Raw genomic sequence first — 17,819 nt, 5'->3', positions numbered from 1 at the left:
ATGACCGCTCGACTGGAGAAGGTCCGGGCCGCAGCCGGGCGTTGGTGGCCGCTGGCGGTGGCCGTGCCGCTCGGCGCGGTGGCCGGGGCCGGGTACGCGGTGGTCGCCCCGCCGTCCTACGCGGCCAACTCCTACGTGGTGGTGGTCCCGGAGAACACCACCGAGCCCGGGGTGGCGGTCAACTTCGCCCAGGCGTACGGGCGGCTGGCCGGACAGCCGCAGGTGCTGGGCCTGGCCGCCGCCGACTCCGGGCACACCGGGGCTGAGCTGGCCGCGCTGGTGCACGGCACCACCTCGCCGGACGCGCCGGTGATCGAGATCGACGGCACCGGACGGCGCCCGGGCGAGGCGGTGAAGGCGGCCGACGCGGTGGCCAAGGCGCTGATCACCTTCGGCAACACCAGTTCCAAGGAGACCGGGGTCAAGCTGGTCCCGCTGGCCGCCGCCGCCGAGCCGCAGGCGCCGACCACGCCCAGCGGCAAGCTGGACGTGGCGGTGGGTGCCGCGGCCGGGGTGCTGGTCGGGGCGCTGGGCATGATGACCCGGCGCAAGCTGACGGCCGAGCGGGGCCCGGGCGCGGGCGAGCCGGTCCAGCCGGTGCTGCCGCAGCCGAGCACCGAGCCGACTGCCGCCGAGCCGGTGCTGCCGCAGCCGAGCACCGAGCCCGCCGCCGCCGAGCCGGTGCTGCCGCAGCCCAGCGCCGAGCCCGCTGCCGCCGAGCCGGCGCCGGTGCCCGAACCGCAGCGGGCGGGGAGGCGCAAGTGAGAGCGGTCCGTACCGGGCAGCGCACCGCCCAGGTCCCGCCGGCCCGCAGCTCGGCGGCCGAGGCGGTGTGGACCAGCGAGGTCCGCCGCGAGGACGACGCACTGGTCACCCTGGCCGCACAGTGGCAGGAGCTGGCCGCCCGCTGCCGCACCGCCACCCCGTTCCAGTCGGCCGCCTGGCAGGCCTCCTGGTGGCGCGCCTACGGGCGGCCGGGCCGGCTGCGGGTGGTGCTGGTGCGCCGGGACGGCCTCCTGGTCGGCGCGGCCGCGCTGCGGCTGGACCGGGGCGGGCGGCTGACCGGCCTGGGCGGCAGGCTGATCGACTTCACCGACGTACTGCTGGACGACGCGTGCGCCGAGCAGGCGGCCGCCCGGCTGGCCGCCGCGCTGCCGCTGCGCCGCCCGTGGCAGCTGCTGGAGCTGCACGAGGTGCGGCCCGGTTCGGCCGCGCACCTGCTGTACGCGGCCTGGACCGGCCGGCGCCACCAACTGCTCGACTCGGTCTGCCAGCACCTGCCCGCGGTGCCGATGGACCAGCTGCTGGCCCGGCTGCCCGGGCGCACCGCGCAGCGCAGCCGGGCCAAGCAGCGCAAGCTGCTGGAGGCGGGGGTGGTGGCCACCCGGGTGCCGCCGGAGCAGACCGGCGCGGCGATGGAGGACCTGCTGCGGCTGCACGCACTGCAGTGGGAGAGCCGCTCGGTCACTCCGGAACACGTCAGCGCGCGGTTCCGCCAGCACCTGACCGAGTCCACCGCGGGGCTGGCCCGGATCGGGCAGGCGGTGGTCTACCGCTACCACCTGGACGGGGAGCTGCTGGCGGTGGACCTGCTGCTGCTCTGTCCGTCCCTGGCGGGGCTCTACCTGTACGGTGCGCACCCGCGGCTGCGGGAGCGGATCGACATCGCCGGCCTGCTGTTCGGCACCTCGCTGCAGGAGGCGGTGGCGGCCGGCATCCCGGAGCTGAGCCTGATGCGCGGTGAGGAGCCGTACAAGCAGCGCTGGCGGCCCGAGCAGGAGCGCAACCACCGGCTGCTGCTGGGCCCGCGGCACTTCGCGGTCGCGCTCAGCGTGCGGCTGGCGGTGGTGCGGGCCCGCACCGCGCTGGCGCCGCGGCTGCGCCGGGTGCGGACCCTGCTGGGGCGCTGACGCCCGGTCAGCCGCCCCCGGCGGTCAGTTCTCCCGGACCGCCGGGAAGCCGGGCAGCTGCGGAAAGCCCGAGGGGAAACCGGGGAAGGCCGGCAGGCTGGGGCGCGGCGGCGCGGACGGGGTGGCCGAGGCGGTGGCGGACGGGCTCGCGGGTGCGGGGGACGGGGTGGCCGAGGGCGAGGCCGGGGCGCTGGGCCGCGGCTTGCCCGGAGTCACCGGGTGCCCGGGCAGCTGCGGAGCGGCGCCCTTCGAACCGGTCATCAGCTGCTGGAAGACCTGGCTGGCCCGGGGATTGTCGTGGCACTCCCACATGCCGTGCGGGCAGTAGTCGGTGAGGGTCTGGTAGGCGGTGTCGTGGGTGCGCATCCAGTCGACCATCCGGCGGACGAACTCCGGGTTGTCGCCGTTGCGGAACAGTCCCCACTCCGGGTACGAGACCGGCTTGCCGCGCCGGGCGGCGAACTCCACCTGGTCCTCCAGGCCGTACGGCTCGTGCACGAAGTCGTCGAAGGTGGCGCCGGCCGGCTGGTCGTAGCTGTCGGTGCCGATGATGTCGACCACGTCGTCGCCCGGGTAGCACTTGGTCCAGGCGATCGCGTCCAGCCCGCGGCTCGGGGTGAAGTCGAAGCGGAACCGCTGGCCCGGCACCGAGCGCATCACGCCGACGATCCGGCGCCAGTAGGCCTTCCAGGCAGCCGGGTCGGGCTTGCAGCGGCTGCTGTAGGTGACCCCGTTCATCTCCCAGCCGGGCACCAGCACGGTGTCGGCACCGCCGAGCGCGACCAGTTTGCGGGCCAGCTTGAGGTAGTGCTGGTCGAAGGCGCCCTGGGCGCCCTGGCCGAGCAGCCGGGCCACCTGGCTGTCCGGCAGGTCGCCCTCGTTGGGGGTGACCATCGGCACGTTGACCACCAGGGTCCGGCTGCGGTCAGCCATCCGCCACTGCGACCACAGGGCCAGCACCTTGGTCTCGCCCTCCACGTCGGCCCAGCTGTTGCCGGCCAGGTAGGTGTGGCCGACCTGCATGTCGGCGCCGCCGAGCCAGCTCTCCATCCGGGCGATCTGTGGGATGTAGTTGTCCCAGGAGCCGACGAAGGCGCCGAACGGCACCTCGTGGCTGGCCATCCGGGTGGCGGGCCGCGGCGCGGCGGAGCGCGGGGCGGGGCTCGGCGAGTCGGTGGCGGCCGGCCCGCGGTCGGCCGTGGTCAGCGGTCCGCCGCTGCTCTCCAGGCCGGCGGTGGTGAGCAGCACCAGGGCGGCGGCGGCCAGGGTCAGGCGGCCCAGTCGCATCGTCTCTCCTCCGAGCCGGTGTGTGCACGTGCACACTGAGAGTAATCCGATGCGCCGTCAGAAAAGCCGAATGTCACTCTAAAGTGGACAATTGGCGCGAGCCTGGCCGAATCCGACGAGACATGATCGCTGTGATGACCGATCGTCGGCACCTGATCCGTCGTCAGTGGCTGCCCGGCCGGTGCGCACTCGTCCGGCCCGGCCGTTCGACCCCCGCCGATTGTCCGTTCATCAGTCCGCAGGCTGGACGACCGGCCCCGTCATGCTGACGCCGGAGCGCGGGCCAGGTACCCTCCCGAGGTGTCCTGGAAGCCGCTTCGAACCCTGACCCCCCGCTCCGCACTGCCCGCCGCGGCGGTGCTGCTGGTGCTCGGTGTGGGCGCTGCCGCGCACGCCAACCGCCCGGTGCCGTTCGGCGACCAGGTCTCGGCCCCCGGCCACGCCGGCGCCAGCCCGGTCGGCGCACAGGCCGCCGACCCCGTCACCCCGGACTTCCGGGTCGGCCCCGGCCTGGAGGCCTACGACCCGGCCGGCGGCTCGCTGCTCTGGTCCTACCGCCGGGACGGCGCCACCGCGCTGCACGTCTCGCTGCTGGGCCAGAGCGCCGTGGTGGTCTGGGACGACGGCATGATCACCTCGATCCAGATCGACGACCACGAGGTCCGCTGGCACCGCGCGGTGCCGGGGATGGCCGACTGGCTGCGCGGCACCGGTGAGCCGGGCGACGCCCAGCGCACCGACGCCCAGCGCAAGCAGTTGCAGCTGGAGCGGGCGGCCGCCGCGGTGCAGACGGTGACGGTCCCCGAGCCCTGGGTGCTGGCCCTGACCCCCGGCCTGACCATGGGTTTCCGGGACCGTGACGGGGATCTCAGGTTCAACTCCCGCCCGCCGGGCGGCTGCCTCTACGACCCGGCCCGCGCGGTCGGCACCGACTCCACCGTGATGCTGCCGCGCGCCTGCACCGGCACCACCGGCGCGGGGCGCGCGCTGCCCGGCGGGATCACCGGCTTCCGGCTGGACGGCCACGGCTACGTGCTCAGCGCCGGCCCCAAGGTGGAGCTCGAGCGGCTGGACGGCCACCGGGTGCGGATCGACGACGGCCCGCTGGTCGGCTCCACCGTCTTCGACACCGACCTGGGCGTGCCGGAGACCCCGTGCCAGAACCCGGCCGCGCCGTTCGCCGCGCTGCACCCGCAGACCGGCTGCCCGCTGCCGGGCGCCGGCTGACCCGCGCGGCGCCCCGGCCGGCCCCCCGCGGGCATATTCCTCCGGAGCCGCTCCCGGGGCCCGGTAGACTCGACCGCATGGCTGCTTCCCTTCTGCATTAGCGCGGCGCTCCGCCAGCTCGCCCTGCCCACCGCCGCGTCCCGTCACAGGAGTTTGACCAGCCATGATTTCCGCCAACGCCCTCGAACTGCGCGCCGGCGCCCGCATCCTCATCGAGACCGCCAGCTTCCGGATCGCCCCCGGCGACCGGATCGGCCTGGTCGGGCGCAACGGCGCCGGCAAGACCACGCTGACCAAGGTGCTGGCCGGCGAGGGCCTGCCGGCCGGCGGCACCGTGACCCGCTCCGGCGAGGTCGGCTACCTCCCGCAGGACCCGCGCACCGGCGACCTCGACGTGCTCGCCCGGGACCGGATCCTGTCGGCCCGCGGCCTCGACACCGTGCTCAAGAAGATGCGCGAGAACGAGGAGCGGATGGCCAACGGCAAGGGCGCCACCCGGGACACCGCGATGAAGAAGTACGCCCGGCTGGAGACCGAGTTCCTCACCAAGGGCGGCTACGCCGCCGAGGCCGAGGCCGCCACCATCGCCGCCGCGCTCGGCCTGCCGGACCGGATCCTCGGCCAGGAGCTGCACACCCTCTCGGGTGGTCAGCGCCGCCGGGTCGAGCTGGCCCGGATCCTCTTCTCGGACGCCGACATCCTGCTGCTGGACGAGCCCACCAACCACCTGGACGCGGACTCGATCACCTGGCTGCGCGACTTCCTGAAGAGCTACAAGGGCGGCTTCATCGTCATCTCGCACGACGTCGACCTGGTCGAGACGGTGGTCAACAAGGTCTTCTACCTGGACGCCAACCGCTCCTGCATCGACGTCTACAACATGGGCTGGAAGCAGTACCAGCAGCAGCGCGAGGACGACGAGAAGCGCCGCAAGCGCGAGCGGGCCAACGCGGAGAAGAAGGCCGCCACGCTGAACGCGCAGGCCGACAAGATGCGCGCCAAGGCGACCAAGACGGTGGCCGCGCAGAACATGGCCCGCCGGGCCGAGAAGCTGCTCTCCGGGCTGGAGGAGGTGCGGGCCTCCGACAAGGTGGCCAAGCTGCGCTTCCCCGACCCGGCCCCGTGCGGCAAGACCCCGCTGACGGCCAGTGGACTGTCCAAGTCCTACGGCTCGCTGGAGATCTTCACCGACGTCGACCTGGCCATCGACCGCGGCTCCCGGGTCGTGGTGCTGGGGCTCAACGGCGCCGGAAAGACCACCCTGCTGCGGATGCTGGCCGGTGTGGAGCAGCCGGACACCGGCGAGGTGATCCCGGGTCACGGCCTGAAGATCGGCTACTACGCCCAGGAGCACGAGACGCTCGACCCGGCGCGCACGGTGCTGGAGAACATGCGCTCGGCCGCGCCGGACACCGACCTGGTGCAGATCCGCAAGATCCTCGGCTCCTTCCTGTTCTCCGGGGACGACGTGGACAAGCCGGCCGGGGTGCTCTCCGGCGGTGAGAAGACCCGGCTGGCGCTGGCCTCGCTGGTGGTCTCCTCGGCCAACGTGCTGCTCCTCGACGAGCCGACCAACAACCTCGACCCGGCCAGCCGCGAGGAGATCCTCGGCGCGCTGCGCACCTTCACCGGCGCGGTGGTCCTGGTCACCCACGACGAGGGCGCGGTCGACGCGCTGGAGCCGGAGCGGATCATCCTGCTGCCGGACGGCGTCGAGGACCTGTGGACCCCGGCCTACCACGACCTGGTCTCGCTGGCCTGAGCCGACGGTCCGCCCTCACCTGGGCGCACCCTGCCCGCGACCGGTTCGCCGATCGCGGGCAGCGCCGTTTCGTAGACGCGTGCTCCTGCATCCGGCCGATGATCTCTCATCAGCCGCGCCGAACCGGGAATGCCGGGGCGGCTGATTCCGTTTTACCCTGCCCGCCTGTTCCGCTCGGCCGGCACCCTGCTGATCAGCAGTTTCACGCTCCGCAGCCGTCACCTCGGGGGGCGTGCGCACCCAGGGTGAGCGCCCCGCTGCGCTGGCGGTACCACTCGGCGCCGCGCCATTCGCCGGACAACCCTTGTCGAATGGGTGGCCAGGAGCCGGGGGATGGGTGATCATGGGAATCTGACCGAGCACAGCTACGAGGAGGCACGGGTGGCCGAGACTCTGAAAAAGGGCAGCCGGGTAACTGGTGCCGCGCGTGAGAAGCTCGCGGCCGAGTTGAAGAAGAAGTACGACTCCGGGGCGAGCATCCGCGCGCTCGCGGAGGAGACCGGCCGCTCCTACGGCTTCGTGCACCGCATGCTGAGCGAGTCCGGGGTCAACCTCCGGGGTCGCGGTGGCGCCACGCGCGGGAAGGCCAAGGCTGCTGCGGCAGCCGGATCCTGACGGACCATCAGACCGAGCCCCGGTCCCGCTCCGGAGCGGTGGGTGCGGTTCGCCCCCGGCGCTCGGCATGCCTTCTGACAGTCCTTCACGTCCGCACGACGCATCGGCGACCGTGATCGGTACCCCTGCCGCGGCCTGCGGCCCGGAGGTGCCCGCCATGGCCGCCGATCGTCATGTCCGCGGCCCGGCGCAGCCGCGGGGTGAGTGGTACCCAACTCCCCGGCAATAAGTTACTCTCCGGTAGAACTGTGGGCGGCGCATGGGCGCCTGCCCGGAACCCCGCCGGAGGTGGCCATGACCGCGCCCGTCCCGACCCTTGCCGACCCCGCCGCCCTGGAGGCCGCCGGCGTACGGGTGGAGCTCGAGGGTGAGCTGGCGGTGGTCACGCTCTGCAACCCGAAGCGGCGCAACGCGCAGAGCCCCGCGATGTGGCGCGCGCTGGCCGCCGTCGGCCGGGAGCTGCCCGGCACCGTGCGGGTGGTGCTGCTGAAGGCCGAGGGGCTCTCCTTCTCGGCCGGCCTGGACCGCGCCATGTTCACCCCCGAGGGGATCCCCGGCGAGCCCAACTTCCGTGCCCTGGCCGGGGCTTCGGACCAGGAGCTGGATGCCGCGATCGCCGGCTTCCAGGAGGGCTTCAGCTGGTGGCGGCGGGCCGACGTGATCACCGTCGCCGCGGTGCAGGGGCACGCGGTCGGGGCCGGCTTCCAGCTGGCGCTCGCCTGCGACCTGCGGGTCTGCGCCGAGGACGTGCAGTTCGCGATGAAGGAGACCTCGCTCGGCCTGGTCCCCGACCTGACCGGCACCAAGCCGCTGACCGACCTGGTCGGCTACGCCCGGGCGCTGGAGATGTGCGCCACCGGCCGGTGGATCGGCGCCGCCGAGGCGGGGGCGACCGGGTTGGCCAACCGGGTGGTCCCGGGTGAGGAGCTGGAGGCGGCCGCTCGTGCGCTGGCCGCCGAGCTGCTGGCCGCGCCGCGCAACGCGGTGATCGAGACCAAGGCGCTGCTGCAGGGGGCCGGCGGGCGCGACCACGAGCAGCAGTACGCGGCCGAGCGGGCCGCCCAGGCGCGCCGGCTGCGGGACCTGGCGGGGATCGGGGACTGAGCACCGTCTCCGACCGCTGCCTGACGGCGGGGTCCGGCTCCCGGGGTGGGGAGGAGCCGGGCCCCGCTTCGCGTTTCCGGCGGAGTGCTTCCGGGAGCAGGTTCCGTGGCGGAATGTCAGAGTTGGGGCAGTTTGCGGTATAGCTGGACCCGTACCTCTGGAGGCACCCCCATGCCCGACACCCCCAAGCCGTCCGACCTGCCCCACGCCGCCGCGCCGCCCCACGTCGCCGCCGTGCCCGCCGACGCGGGCGAGGGCCGCGGTCGCACCGCGCTGGCCGACGGCGTGGTGGAGAAGATCGCCGGCATGGCAGCCCGCGAGGTGCCCGGCATCCACGCGCTCGGCTCCGGCCTGTCCCGCACCTTCGGCGCGATGCGCGACCGGGTGCCCGGCGGGCGGGCCAGCATCTCACGCGGCATCAAGGCCGAGGTGGGCGAGCGGCAGACCGCGATCGACATCGCCCTGGTGGTGCAGTACGGGGTGGTGATCCCCGAGCTGGCCGCGGCGGTGCGGCGCAACATCATCGCCGCGGTGGAGCGGATGACCGGGCTGGAAGTGGTCGAGGTGAACATCGCGGTCAACGACGTCCACCTGCCCGACGAGCCGGACGAGGAGGAGGGCGAGGAGCCCGCCTCCTCCGGGGGGCGCTCCCGGGTCCAGTAGCCGGTCCGCACTGTCATAGCCGGTCCACTCTGCTTGGGAGCAACCGATGAATCTCGCCCTGGTCGGCCTGGTGGCCGGCATGGCCCTCGGCTTCGCCGGCTACTTCGGCGGGTTCGCCGCCTTCCTGCTGGTCGCGGCGCTGGGCGCCGTCGGCTTCGTGGTCGGCCGACTGCTGGAGGGCGACCTGGACCTCGGCGACCTGGGCGACCTGCTGCGCAGCCGCGACCGGCGCCGCTGATGCGGGGCGGCGCACGGGTGGGCGGTGCAGGGCCGGTCTGTGCAGGGCTGGGCGGTGCAGGGCCGGTCTGTGCAGGGCTGGGCGGTGCAGGGCCGGTCGGGGTGCCGGTCGGTGTCGCGGCCCGGGCGGGCGGGGCTGGATGACGGCGGGCGAACTGCACCGGTTCGGCGGCTGGGGGCCGGACACCGGCCGGGACACCCCGCCGGTGCGGCGCGGACGGCTGCGGATCGCCGACCGGGTGCCGGCCCGGATCGCCTGGCTGGCCACCCGGGAGGCGCTCGGGCTCGGGCGGGACGAGGTGCCGCGGGTCTCGGTGCAGGTGGTGGACGGCTCGGCCCGGGTGCGGGTCGGGCTGGTGCTGGAGTTCGGCTCGGACCTGGTCGAGCAGGCGGAGCGGGTGCGGGCGGCGGTGGTGGACCGGGTCGGGGCGCTGACCGGGATCCCGGCGCGCGAGGTGGTCGTGGTGGTGGAGCGGCTGAAGGTGGGTCAGCCCGATGTCTGAGCCCTCGTCGGCCGGGCGCCGGCCCGGACCGCGGTCGGAGCGGGTCCGGCCCGCCCTGGTGGTCGGGCTGCTGGGGCTGGCCGTGGCCGGGGCGCTGCTCTACGACGCGGCCGCCTCCTGGACCGGCCACCGGGCCGGGAGCTGGCGCAGCCGGGCCGCCCACCAACTGGCCACCCGGCCGCTGGACTCGGGCTGGGTGCTGGCCGGGGCCGCGGTGCTGGCGCTGCTCGGCTGCTGGCTGCTGGTGCTGGCCTGCGCGCGCGGGGAGCGGCGCTGGCTGCCGCTGCGGCAGCACCCGGGGGCGGTGATCGACCGGGTGGGGGTGGCCGCGCTGGTGGAGACCAGGGTGGTCGGGCTGCCGATGGTGGCGGCCGCCCGGGTGCGGGTGCGGCGGCGACGGGCCCGGGTCACCGTGTACGGCAGTGCGGACCTGGTGCAGGTGCGCGAGGCGGCGGCGGCGGAGCTGGCCCGGATCGGCCTGGTCCGGGAGCCGGCGCTGCGGGTGCGGGGGCGGCCGGCCCGGCACCGGCCGCCGATGCACTGACGAGCTGTGGGAAGGGTTGGGACGAGGTGAGCCGATCCACCGTCAACCGGGTGGTGCTCGGGCTGGTCGCGGTGGTGCTGCTGGCCGGGGCGCTGCTGGTGCTGGCCGGCGGGCTGCACCTTTACCGGCGGCTGGGGGTCACCCCGCCGTCCGGGTGGCCGCTGACCTCGGCGCGGCAGCCGGTGCTGAGCAGCGCCGCGCGGACCAGGTGGCGGGACCGGGAGTGGTGGTGGCCGGCCGTGGTGGGCGCACTGGCGGTGCTGGTGCTGCTGGCGCTGTGGTGGCTGGCCGCGCAGCTGCGCCGACCCGTGCCGGCCGAGCTGGACCGGGACACTGCGGACCACCCCGGGCTGCGGCTGCGGGTGCGGTCGGCGGCGCTGGTGGCGGCGGTGCGGGAGACTGCGGTGGGGCTGCCCCGGGTGAGCGCGGCGCGGGTGGCGCTGACCGGGCGCCCGGAGCCGAAGCTGCGGGCGGTGCTGCTGCTCGAACCCGGTACCGACCCCGGCGCCGCGGTGGCCGCCTTCCGCACCGGCCCGAACACCGCGGCCACCGCCACCCTGGGCAGCCCGACCCCGCTCCCGCTGGACCTGCGCCTCCAGGTCGCCCCCACCCCCAAGCCCCGCGAACCCCGCGAGCGCCGTCGCCGCCGGGCGCCGCGGGTGCAGTAGCGGTGCGGGGTGCGGGCTCGGGTGCGTCAGAGGGCGTGCAGGGCACCGCCGTCCACCGGCAGCATGACGCCGGTGAGGTAGGAGGCGGCCGGCGAGAGGGCGAAGGCGGCGACCTTGCCGAACTCCGCGGGGGTGCCGTAGCGGCCCAGCGGGATGCGGGCGCTGGCGGCGGCGCGCGCGGCCGCGGGATCCGCGGCCAGGCCGTCGAGTTCGCGGACCCGGTCGGTGTCGATCCGGGCCGGCAGCAGCCCGAGCACCCGGACGCCGCGCGGGCCCAGCTCGTTGGCCAGGCTCTTGGCGGCCATCGCCAGCCCCGGGCGCAGCCCGTTGGAGATGCCGAGCCCCGGGATCGGCTCGCGCACCGAGCTGGACAGCACGAAGGCGATCACGCCGCCCTCGTCCAGCCGCTCGGCCGCCACCCGGGCCAGCCGCAGGGCGCCCAGGAAGACGGTGTCGAAGGCGGTGCGCCAGGCCTCGTCCGTTGCGGTCAGCACCGGCCCCGCGGTCGGGCCGCCGACGCTGATCAGGATCCCGTCGAAGCGTCCGAACCGCTCGACCGCACCGTCCAGGACCTGCTCGGCCGCCGCCGCGTCGCCGTTGTCGGCGACTAGGCCCAGTGCGTGGTCCGGCCCGCCGAGCTCGGCGACGGCCGCATCCAGCCGCTCCTGCTGACGGCCGGTCAGCACCACCTTGGCCCCGTCGGCCACCAGCTCGCGCGCGGCCGCCAGACCCAGGCCCCGGCTGGCGCCGGTGACCACGTACACCCTGTCCTGCAATCCGAGATCCATGGGGCCCATCCTGCCCCACCGGGGACCCGGCACCCGGTACCAGGTCAGCCGGCCGGCAGCGGCTCCAGCCCGGACGCGTCCGGCGCCTCGGGCTCGGCGGGGGAGGCCGGCGTCGCGGTCGCGGCGCGCCGGTCGCGGGCCTCGCGGCGGACCAGCACCAGCAGGCCGACCGGGACCAGCGAGGCGAAGAGCCACCACTGGATGGCGTAGGCCATGTGCGGCCCGATGTCGGAGTGCTCGGGCTCGGGCAGCGCCTGCGGGGCGTCGGCGGGCGCGGGGGAGGAAGCGGCCAGCTCCAGGTAGCCGCCGAGCACCGCGGTGCGGTCCGCGGTGGCCTGCTGGGCGCTGTTGATCAGCATGAACTGCCGGTCGGGCAGCCCGCCCCGGTCCCGGATGCCGCTGGAGGCGCGCGTCTCGTCGGCCCGCAGCCGTCCGGTCACGGTGACCGGCCCGGTGGGCGCGGCCGGCACCGGGGGGTACTGGGTGGCGTCCGGGCCGGAGTCCACCCAGCCGCGGTTGACCAGTACCTCGCCGTGCCCGTCGGCCAGCCGCAGCGGGGTGACCACGAAGAAGCCGATGGTGCTGCCGTCCGAGGCGGTGCGCTGGCGGACCACGAACTCGTGTGCGGTGTCGTACTCGCCGGTCGCGGTGACGGTCCGCCAGGTGAGGTCGGTGGGCACGGCGAAGCCGGGGCCGGTGGAGAGCGAGTCGAAGGCGACCGGCACGGCCTTGAGGCTCTGGCCGATCAGGGTGTTGCGAGCGACCCGCGCCTCGTGCCGGTGGAGCTGCCAGAACCCGAGCCGGATGCAGGCCGGAATCAGCAGCAGCGCGACCAGGACAGTGATCGCCCAGCGCCAGGAGAGCAGAAAACGGTACACACCCGGCACGCTACGCCCCGATCGTGCGGGCTCAGCCACCGGGGTGCGGCGCCACGTCCGTGAGCAACTGCAGGAAGGCGTCCTCGCCGATCACCGGAGTGCCCAGCTCACGGGCCCGGCGGGCCTTGCCGCTCCAGCTGCCCGGCTCGTTGGTGACCAGCAGGCTGGTGAGCCGGCTCACCGAGCTCGCGATGTGCAGGCCGGCCGCGATCGCCCGGTCCTCCAGCACCTCGCGGTCGGTCGCGGTGTCGCCGGTGATCGCCACCCGCATGCCCTGGACCAGCGGACCGCCGTCGCGCCACCGCCCGGGGTTGGGGTACGGGCAGGCCGGCCGTTTGCGCGCGGGACGGTAGGAGGAGCTCCACGAACCCCGCACCGGCGCCGACGGGCCCCCCGCTCCGTCCTCGCCCAGGTCGGTGACGGCCACGCAGGCGGTCAGCGGCAGCGGAACCCCGCCGCTGCGCGCCAGTTGCAGGCTGGGCCGGAACGCCTCGGCCAGCACCCGGGCGTCGTCCAGCGCGTTGTGCGCGTGCCGTTGGCGGACCCCGAAGTACTCGGCCAGGGTGGCCAACTTGCCGTTGGTCAGCGGCAGCCCGAGGTCGCGGGAGAGCACCATGGTGCACAGCCGCTGCTCCACCGGCGCCCGCAGGCCGGCGCGGGAGAACTCACGGGAGATCATGTTCCAGTCGAAGAGCGCGTTGTGCGCCACCATCACCCGGCCGCGCAGCCGCTCGGCGAACTCCCCGGCCACCTCCGGGAAGGTCGGCGCGCCGACCAGCATCGCGCTGGTCAGTCCGTGGATCCAGACCGGTCCGGGATCGCGCAGCGGGTTGACCAGGGTGTACCAGTGGTCCTCCACCTCGCCGGCCTCGTCCAGCCGGTAGACGCCCGCCGAGATCACCCGGTCGGTGCGGCCCAGGCCGGTGGTCTCCACGTCGACCACCGCGTAGCCCGTCGGAGCGTCGGCCGCGGGTGCACCGGTGCGCTGCGTGGGGAGCGGGCCGAGGGAGGACTGGAGCGCGTGCATGGTGCACCAGCTTAAGGGGAGCGGCCGACGGCGCGGGCATAGAGTGACCAATGGGGCGACATATACCCCGTTAGTCGTACAGAACGAAGGAATGGTCATGCGCGCCACCGTGATCAACGGCCCTCAGGACATCCGGATCGAGGAGGTGCCCGACCCGGTCGTGCAGCAGCCCACGGACGCGGTGGTGCGGGTGGTCAACGCCTGTATCTGCGGCAGCGACCTGTGGGCGTACCGCGGGGTGGCCGACCGCGCGCCAGGGCAGCGGATCGGCCACGAGTTCATCGGCTTCGTCGAGGCGGTCGGCGCCCAGGTGGCCGGCGTCAGGACGGGCGACTTCGTGGTGGCGCCCTTCGTCTGGTCGGACGGCACCTGCGAGTACTGCCGCGAGGGCCTGCAGACCTCCTGCCCGCGCGGCGGCTTCTGGGGCGGCGTGGGCCCGGACGGTGCGCAGTCGGACGGCGGCCAGGGCGAGGCGGTCCGGGTGCCGTTCGCCGACGGCACCCTGGTGAAGCTGCCCGAGGAGACGGCCACCGACCAGGCACTGCTGCCCAGCCTGCTGGCACTGTCCGACGTGATGGCCACCGGCCACCACGCGGCGCTGGCCGCCCGGGTGCGCCCCGGTGCCACGGTCGCGGTGGTCGGCGACGGCGCGGTGGGCCTGTGCGGGGTGCTGGCCGCGCGGCGGCTGGGCGCCGGGCGCATCATCGCGCTCGGCCGGCACCAGGACCGCACCGCGATCGCCCGCGAGTTCGGCGCCACCGACGTGGTCGCCGAGCGGGGCGAGGCGGCCGTCGAGGCGGTGCGCGAGCTGACCGGCGGTCAGGGAGCGCACGCCGTGCTGGAGGCGGTCGGCACCGAGGAGTCGATGCGCACCGCCATCTCCATCGCCCGCGACGGCGGCGCGGTCGGCTACGTCGGCGTGCCGCACGGCGGCTCGGCCGGCGTCGAGATCGGTCAGATGTTCGGCCGGAACGTTTCGCTCGGCGGCGGTGTCGCCCCCGCCCGCGCCTACATTCCGGAGCTGCTCGCCGACGTGCTGAACGGGTCGATCACCCCGGGCCTGGTCTTCGACCGGACCGTGTCGCTGGCCGAGGTGCCCGAGGGCTACCGGGCGATGGACGACCGTTCGGCGCTCAAGGTGCGGATCGCACTGTGACCCCCGGGACCCGCTGACGGCCCGTCAGAGCCCTGCCGGGGCGGTACCGCCAGCCGGTACCGCCCCCTCCGTTTTCCGGCAACTCGGGGCGTGCACCGGCGCATTTCGGCCAGATTCACGGCGCGTCAGTGTGAAGAGAGGGCCGAATGTGTCCAAACACTGTTCGCAACCGGCGGCTCGCTCTTAGCATTCATCGGCACGCGCGCCGGAGTGACACCTGCCACTGCAGGCGCGCCCTACCGTGGCAGCCCCGTGCGGACCGTCCCACTGTCCCTGCCCCGCGCGGGCTGCCCCACCACGACGTCAGGAGAGATGGAGTGGACCATCCCCCGCGGCCCGATTCCCCGGCAGAAAGCGCCGTCCCCGCTGCCCAGTCCTCCGCTGAACTCATCGAACAGACCCCGGAGTTCCGTGAACTGCGCAGCACCTTCCGGGGCTTCGCCTTCCCGGTGACGGTGGGCTTCCTGCTCTGGTACCTGCTCTACGTGCTGCTCTCCAGCTACGCGCACGGCTTCATGGCCACCAAGCTGTTCGGCAACGTCAATGTCGCCCTGCTGCTCGGCCTGCTCCAGTTCGCCAGCACCTTCGCGATCGCCGCCTGGTACGCGCGGTTCGCCGACCGCCGACTCGACCCGCCGGCCACCGCGCTGCGCGCCGAGTACGGACAGGTCAACTCGCCCCGGGAGGCCGCCGAATGACCACCACCACCCTGCTGGCCGGCTCGGCCGGCGACCACCGCGTGCTGACCATGTCGCTGTTCGCCGTCTTCGTGCTGCTCACCCTGGGCATCACGATCTGGGCCGGCCGGCAGACCAGGACCGCCACCGACTTCTACGCCGGCGGCCGCAGCTTCACCGGGTTCCAGAACGGCCTGGCGGTCTCCGGCGACTACATGTCGGCGGCCTCCTTCCTGGGCATCGCCGGCGCCATCGCACTCGCCGGCTACGACGGCTTCCTGTACTCGATCGGCTTCCTGGTGGCCTGGCTGGTAGCGCTGCTGCTGATCGCCGAGCCGCTGCGCAACTCCGGCCGCTACACCATGGCCGACGTGCTGGCCTTCCGGATGCGCCAGCGTCCGGTGCGCACCGCGGCCGGCATCTCCACCATCGTGGTCTCGATCTTCTACCTGCTGGCCCAGATGGTCGGCGCCGGTTCGCTGGTGGCGCTGCTGCTGGGGATCGAGGGCGAGGCCGCCAAGCGCTGGACGGTGGTGGCGGTCGGCGCGCTGATGGTGCTGTACGTGGCGATCGGCGGCATGAAGGGCACCACCTGGGTGCAGATCGTCAAGGCGGTGCTGCTGATCGTGGGCGCGGCGCTGATGACGGTGCTGGTGCTGGCCAAGTACCACTTCAACCCCTCCAGCCTGCTGGGCGCGGCCGCGCACGCCAGCGGCAAGGGCTCGGCGTTCCTGGAGCCGGGGCTCAAGTACGGGGCCACCGGGACCACCAAGCTGGACTTCATCAGCCTGGGCCTGGCCCTGGTGCTGGGCACCGCGGGCCTGCCGCACATCCTGGTCCGCTTCTACACCGTGCCGACCGGCAGGACCGCGCGGAAGTCAGTGCTCTGGGCGATCGGCATCATCGGTGTCTTCTACCTGATGACCCTGGTGCTCGGCTACGGCGCGGCGGCGCTGGTCGGCCCGAAGGTGATCAAGGCCTCCAACGCGGCCGGCAACACCGCGGCTCCGCTGCTGGCCCAGCACCTGGGCGGCGGCGAGGGCACCACCGGCGGGGCGATCATGCTGGCGGTGATCTCGGCGGTGGCCTTCGCCACCATCCTCGCGGTGGTCGCCGGGCTCACCCTCGCCTCCTCGGCCTCCTTCGCCCACGACCTCTACGCCAACGTGATCCGCAAGGGCAAGGTGACCGAGCAGGAGGAGGTCCGCTCGGCCAAGCTGGCCGCGGTGGCGATCGGCGCGGTGGCGATCGTGCTGAGCATCTACGCGGAGAAGCTGAACACCGCAGCGCTGGTCGCGCTGGCCTTCGCGGTGGCCGCCTCGGCCAACCTGCCCAACCTGCTCTACTCGCTCTACTGGAAGCGGTTCAACACCACCGGTGCGGTCTGGTCGGTGTACGGCGGCCTGATCAGCTCGGTGACCCTGGTGATCTTCTCGCCGGTCGTCTCCGGGGCCAAGACCTCGCTCTTCCCGCACTCCGACTTCCACTGGTTCCCGTTGGAGAACCCAGGGCTGGTCTCGATCCCGCTGGGCTTCCTGCTCGGCTGGGCGGCCACCCTGCTCTCCTCCGAGCGGGCCGACCCGGCGAAGTACGCTGAACTGGAAGTCCGTTCCCTCACCGGGATCGGTGCGCACTAGGGTCCAAGATCCCTCAGCAGCTCGGGCGGGTCTAAGCTGGCGCCCGGTCCACCGGTTCCGGTGGGCCGGGCGCCGGCCGTCGTCTGCAGGAAGGGAAGGTGGGCACCGTGCTGCTGGACACCTTCGGCCGCCAGGCCGTCGACCTGCGGGTCTCGTTGACCGACCGGTGCAACCTGCGCTGCACCTACTGCATGCCGGAGCAGGGCCTGCAGTGGCTGGCCAAGCCGGAACTGCTGACCGACGAGGAGATCGTCCGCCTGGTCGGCCTGGCGGTGCGCGACCTGGGGGTGCGCGAGGTGCGGTTCACCGGTGGGGAGCCGTTGCTGCGTCCCGGGCTGGTGGCCATCGTGGCCGCCTGCGCCGAGCTCGACCCGCGCCCGGAGCTCTCCCTGACCACCAACGCGGTGGGCCTGGCCCGCACCGCCGAGGCGCTGCGGGCGGCCGGCCTGGACCGGGTGAACGTCTCGCTCGACACCCTGGATCCCGAGACCTTCCACACCATGACCCGGCGCCACCGCCACCAGGACGTGCTGGCCGGGCTGGCCGCCGCCGAGGCGGCCGGGCTGGTCCCGGTCAAGCTGAACGCGGTGCTGATGCGCGGGATCAACGACCACGAGGCCCCGGACCTGCTCGCCTGGTGCCTGGAGCGCGGCTACCAGCTGCGGTTCATCGAGCAGATGCCGCTGGACGCCCAGCACGGCTGGACCCGCACCGACATGGTCACCGCCGAGGAGATCCTGGAGCGGCTGGCCGCCCGGTTCACCCTGACCCCCGAGCCCTCGGCGGTCCGCGGCGCGGCACCGGCCGAGCGCTGGCTGGTGGACGGCGGCCCCGGCACGGTGGGCGTGATCGCGTCGGTCACCCGGCCGTTCTGCCGGGCCTGCGACCGGACCAGGCTGACCGCCGACGGCCAGGTGCGCAACTGCCTGTTCGCCACCGGGGAGACCGACCTGCGCACCGCGCTGCGCTCGGGCGCGAGCGACCAGGAGCTGGGCGCGCTGTGGCGGGCGGCGATGTGGGGCAAGAAGGCCGGCGCGGGGATCGACGACCCCGAGTTCCACCAGCCGGACCGGCCGATGTCAGCGATCGGCGGCTAGGACCGGACCGGCCCTCGGGCCTAGACGAGTAGTTCCGAT

Annotated in this window: 19 protein-coding genes; 15 read left to right on the top strand and 4 right to left on the bottom strand. The window is 74.1% G+C overall.

Going from position 1 to position 17,819, the window contains the following annotated elements:
* Both C7C46_RS32250 and C7C46_RS32245 read left to right on the top strand, forming a co-directional pair.
* Nucleotides 1-765, top strand: coding sequence for a YveK family protein (locus C7C46_RS32250; RefSeq protein WP_110673468.1), 765 nt, complete (start codon nt 1-3; stop codon nt 763-765).
* Nucleotides 762-1,910, top strand: a complete 1,149-nt coding sequence (locus C7C46_RS32245) for a GNAT family N-acetyltransferase (protein WP_110673467.1) — start codon at nt 762-764, stop codon at nt 1,908-1,910. Before C7C46_RS32250 ends, C7C46_RS32245 begins: the two co-directional genes overlap by 4 nt.
* Before the next feature lie 24 nt (nt 1,911-1,934).
* Here C7C46_RS32245 and C7C46_RS32240 read toward each other — a convergent pair whose 3' ends face one another.
* Nucleotides 1,935-3,197: a glycoside hydrolase family 26 protein gene (locus C7C46_RS32240; protein ID WP_110673466.1), complete on the bottom strand. Its 1,263-nt coding sequence runs from the start codon at nt 3,195-3,197 to the stop codon at nt 1,935-1,937.
* A gap of 300 nt (nt 3,198-3,497) precedes the next feature.
* On the opposite strand from C7C46_RS32240, the gene C7C46_RS32235 reads away from it, so the two are divergent.
* From C7C46_RS32235 to C7C46_RS32195, 9 genes are all read left to right on the top strand, one after another.
* The gene (locus C7C46_RS32235; RefSeq protein ID WP_110673465.1) at nt 3,498-4,424 is read left to right on the top strand and encodes a hypothetical protein; all 927 of its coding nucleotides are present in this window, start codon (nt 3,498-3,500) and stop codon (nt 4,422-4,424) included.
* Between the two features lie 163 nt (nt 4,425-4,587).
* Nucleotides 4,588-6,186 carry an ABC-F family ATP-binding cassette domain-containing protein gene (locus tag C7C46_RS32230; protein ID WP_110673464.1) on the top strand — a complete coding sequence of 533 codons (1,599 nt, stop codon included), beginning with the start codon at nt 4,588-4,590 and terminating at the stop codon, nt 6,184-6,186.
* A gap of 381 nt (nt 6,187-6,567) precedes the next feature.
* Nucleotides 6,568-6,801: a helix-turn-helix domain-containing protein gene (locus C7C46_RS32225; protein ID WP_035843861.1), complete on the top strand. Its 234-nt coding sequence runs from the start codon at nt 6,568-6,570 to the stop codon at nt 6,799-6,801.
* Between the two features lie 294 nt (nt 6,802-7,095).
* Complete coding sequence (locus tag C7C46_RS32220) at nt 7,096-7,905, top strand: enoyl-CoA hydratase/isomerase family protein (RefSeq protein ID WP_110673463.1); 810 nt, start codon at nt 7,096-7,098, stop codon at nt 7,903-7,905.
* A 171-nt stretch (nt 7,906-8,076) separates the two neighbouring features.
* Nucleotides 8,077-8,568, top strand: a complete 492-nt coding sequence (locus tag C7C46_RS32215) for an Asp23/Gls24 family envelope stress response protein (protein ID WP_110673462.1) — start codon at nt 8,077-8,079, stop codon at nt 8,566-8,568.
* 46 nt (nt 8,569-8,614) lie between these two features.
* Complete coding sequence (locus tag C7C46_RS32210; RefSeq protein WP_110673461.1) at nt 8,615-8,806, top strand: hypothetical protein; 192 nt, start codon at nt 8,615-8,617, stop codon at nt 8,804-8,806.
* A 139-nt stretch (nt 8,807-8,945) separates the two neighbouring features.
* The gene (locus C7C46_RS32205; protein ID WP_245985284.1) at nt 8,946-9,308 is read left to right on the top strand and encodes an Asp23/Gls24 family envelope stress response protein; all 363 of its coding nucleotides are present in this window, start codon (nt 8,946-8,948) and stop codon (nt 9,306-9,308) included.
* Nucleotides 9,301-9,852: a DUF6286 domain-containing protein gene (locus C7C46_RS32200; RefSeq protein ID WP_110673460.1), complete on the top strand. Its 552-nt coding sequence runs from the start codon at nt 9,301-9,303 to the stop codon at nt 9,850-9,852. Before C7C46_RS32205 ends, C7C46_RS32200 begins: the two co-directional genes overlap by 8 nt.
* 26 nt (nt 9,853-9,878) lie before the next feature.
* The gene (locus C7C46_RS32195) at nt 9,879-10,520 is read left to right on the top strand and encodes an alkaline shock response membrane anchor protein AmaP (protein ID WP_110673459.1); all 642 of its coding nucleotides are present in this window, start codon (nt 9,879-9,881) and stop codon (nt 10,518-10,520) included.
* A gap of 26 nt (nt 10,521-10,546) precedes the next feature.
* On the opposite strand, the gene C7C46_RS32190 is transcribed toward C7C46_RS32195, so the two are convergent.
* Genes C7C46_RS32190 through C7C46_RS32180 form a run of 3 tightly spaced genes read right to left on the bottom strand, consistent with a single transcriptional unit; the run spans nt 10,547 to nt 13,213 of the window.
* Entirely contained in the window at nt 10,547-11,308 is a 762-nt protein-coding gene (locus C7C46_RS32190) for an SDR family oxidoreductase (RefSeq protein WP_110673458.1), read from the bottom strand.
* Between the two features lie 44 nt (nt 11,309-11,352).
* Nucleotides 11,353-12,186 (bottom strand): SURF1 family cytochrome oxidase biogenesis protein, encoded by an 834-nt coding sequence (locus C7C46_RS32185; RefSeq protein WP_110673457.1) that lies wholly within the window; start codon nt 12,184-12,186, stop codon nt 11,353-11,355.
* Between the two features lie 31 nt (nt 12,187-12,217).
* Nucleotides 12,218-13,213 carry a DEDDh family exonuclease gene (locus C7C46_RS32180; protein ID WP_110673456.1) on the bottom strand — a complete coding sequence of 332 codons (996 nt, stop codon included), beginning with the start codon at nt 13,211-13,213 and terminating at the stop codon, nt 12,218-12,220.
* A 97-nt stretch (nt 13,214-13,310) separates the two neighbouring features.
* Between C7C46_RS32180 and C7C46_RS32175 the strand changes: the two genes are divergently transcribed.
* The 4 genes from C7C46_RS32175 (at nt 13,311) to moaA (ending at nt 17,780) form a co-directional block, all read left to right on the top strand.
* On the top strand, nt 13,311-14,369 hold the full coding sequence (locus tag C7C46_RS32175) for a zinc-dependent alcohol dehydrogenase family protein (protein ID WP_110673455.1): 1,059 nt from the start codon (nt 13,311-13,313) through the stop codon (nt 14,367-14,369).
* A gap of 317 nt (nt 14,370-14,686) precedes the next feature.
* Nucleotides 14,687-15,067: a DUF485 domain-containing protein gene (locus tag C7C46_RS32170; RefSeq protein ID WP_245985283.1), complete on the top strand. Its 381-nt coding sequence runs from the start codon at nt 14,687-14,689 to the stop codon at nt 15,065-15,067.
* Entirely contained in the window at nt 15,064-16,683 is a 1,620-nt protein-coding gene (locus tag C7C46_RS32165) for a solute symporter family protein (RefSeq protein WP_110673453.1), read from the top strand. Before C7C46_RS32170 ends, C7C46_RS32165 begins: the two co-directional genes overlap by 4 nt.
* Nucleotides 16,684-16,790: 107 nt before the next feature.
* Nucleotides 16,791-17,780, top strand: coding sequence for a GTP 3',8-cyclase MoaA (gene moaA / locus C7C46_RS32160; protein ID WP_110673476.1), 990 nt, complete (start codon nt 16,791-16,793; stop codon nt 17,778-17,780).
* The last annotated feature ends 39 nt before the right edge of the window (nt 17,781-17,819 follow it).

Origin of the sequence: Streptomyces tateyamensis (genome assembly GCF_003205575.1) — a bacterium.
In the GTDB taxonomy this organism is placed as follows: domain Bacteria; phylum Actinomycetota; class Actinomycetes; order Streptomycetales; family Streptomycetaceae; genus Kitasatospora; species Kitasatospora tateyamensis.
The sequence above is the reverse complement of the archived record's forward strand: the minus strand, read 5'-3'. Positions and strand labels throughout refer to the sequence as shown.

Bases quoted from the DNA above. Each gene is read 5' to 3' on its own strand.
- C7C46_RS32180 (WP_110673456.1), bottom strand. From the start codon at position 13,213: ATGCACGCGCTCCAGTCCTCCCTCGGCCCGCTCCCCACGCAGCGCACC.
- C7C46_RS32215 (WP_110673462.1), top strand. From the start codon at position 8,077: ATGCCCGACACCCCCAAGCCGTCCGACCTGCCCCACGCCGCCGCGCCG.
- C7C46_RS32175 (WP_110673455.1), top strand. From the start codon at position 13,311: ATGCGCGCCACCGTGATCAACGGCCCTCAGGACATCCGGATCGAGGAG.
- C7C46_RS32205 (WP_245985284.1), top strand. From the start codon at position 8,946: ATGACGGCGGGCGAACTGCACCGGTTCGGCGGCTGGGGGCCGGACACC.
- C7C46_RS32210 (WP_110673461.1), top strand. From the start codon at position 8,615: ATGAATCTCGCCCTGGTCGGCCTGGTGGCCGGCATGGCCCTCGGCTTC.
- C7C46_RS32190 (WP_110673458.1), bottom strand. From the start codon at position 11,308: ATGGATCTCGGATTGCAGGACAGGGTGTACGTGGTCACCGGCGCCAGC.
- C7C46_RS32200 (WP_110673460.1), top strand. From the start codon at position 9,301: ATGTCTGAGCCCTCGTCGGCCGGGCGCCGGCCCGGACCGCGGTCGGAG.
- C7C46_RS32220 (WP_110673463.1), top strand. From the start codon at position 7,096: ATGACCGCGCCCGTCCCGACCCTTGCCGACCCCGCCGCCCTGGAGGCC.
- C7C46_RS32240 (WP_110673466.1), bottom strand. From the start codon at position 3,197: ATGCGACTGGGCCGCCTGACCCTGGCCGCCGCCGCCCTGGTGCTGCTC.
- C7C46_RS32230 (WP_110673464.1), top strand. From the start codon at position 4,588: ATGATTTCCGCCAACGCCCTCGAACTGCGCGCCGGCGCCCGCATCCTC.
- C7C46_RS32165 (WP_110673453.1), top strand. From the start codon at position 15,064: ATGACCACCACCACCCTGCTGGCCGGCTCGGCCGGCGACCACCGCGTG.
- C7C46_RS32250 (WP_110673468.1), top strand. From the start codon at position 1: ATGACCGCTCGACTGGAGAAGGTCCGGGCCGCAGCCGGGCGTTGGTGG.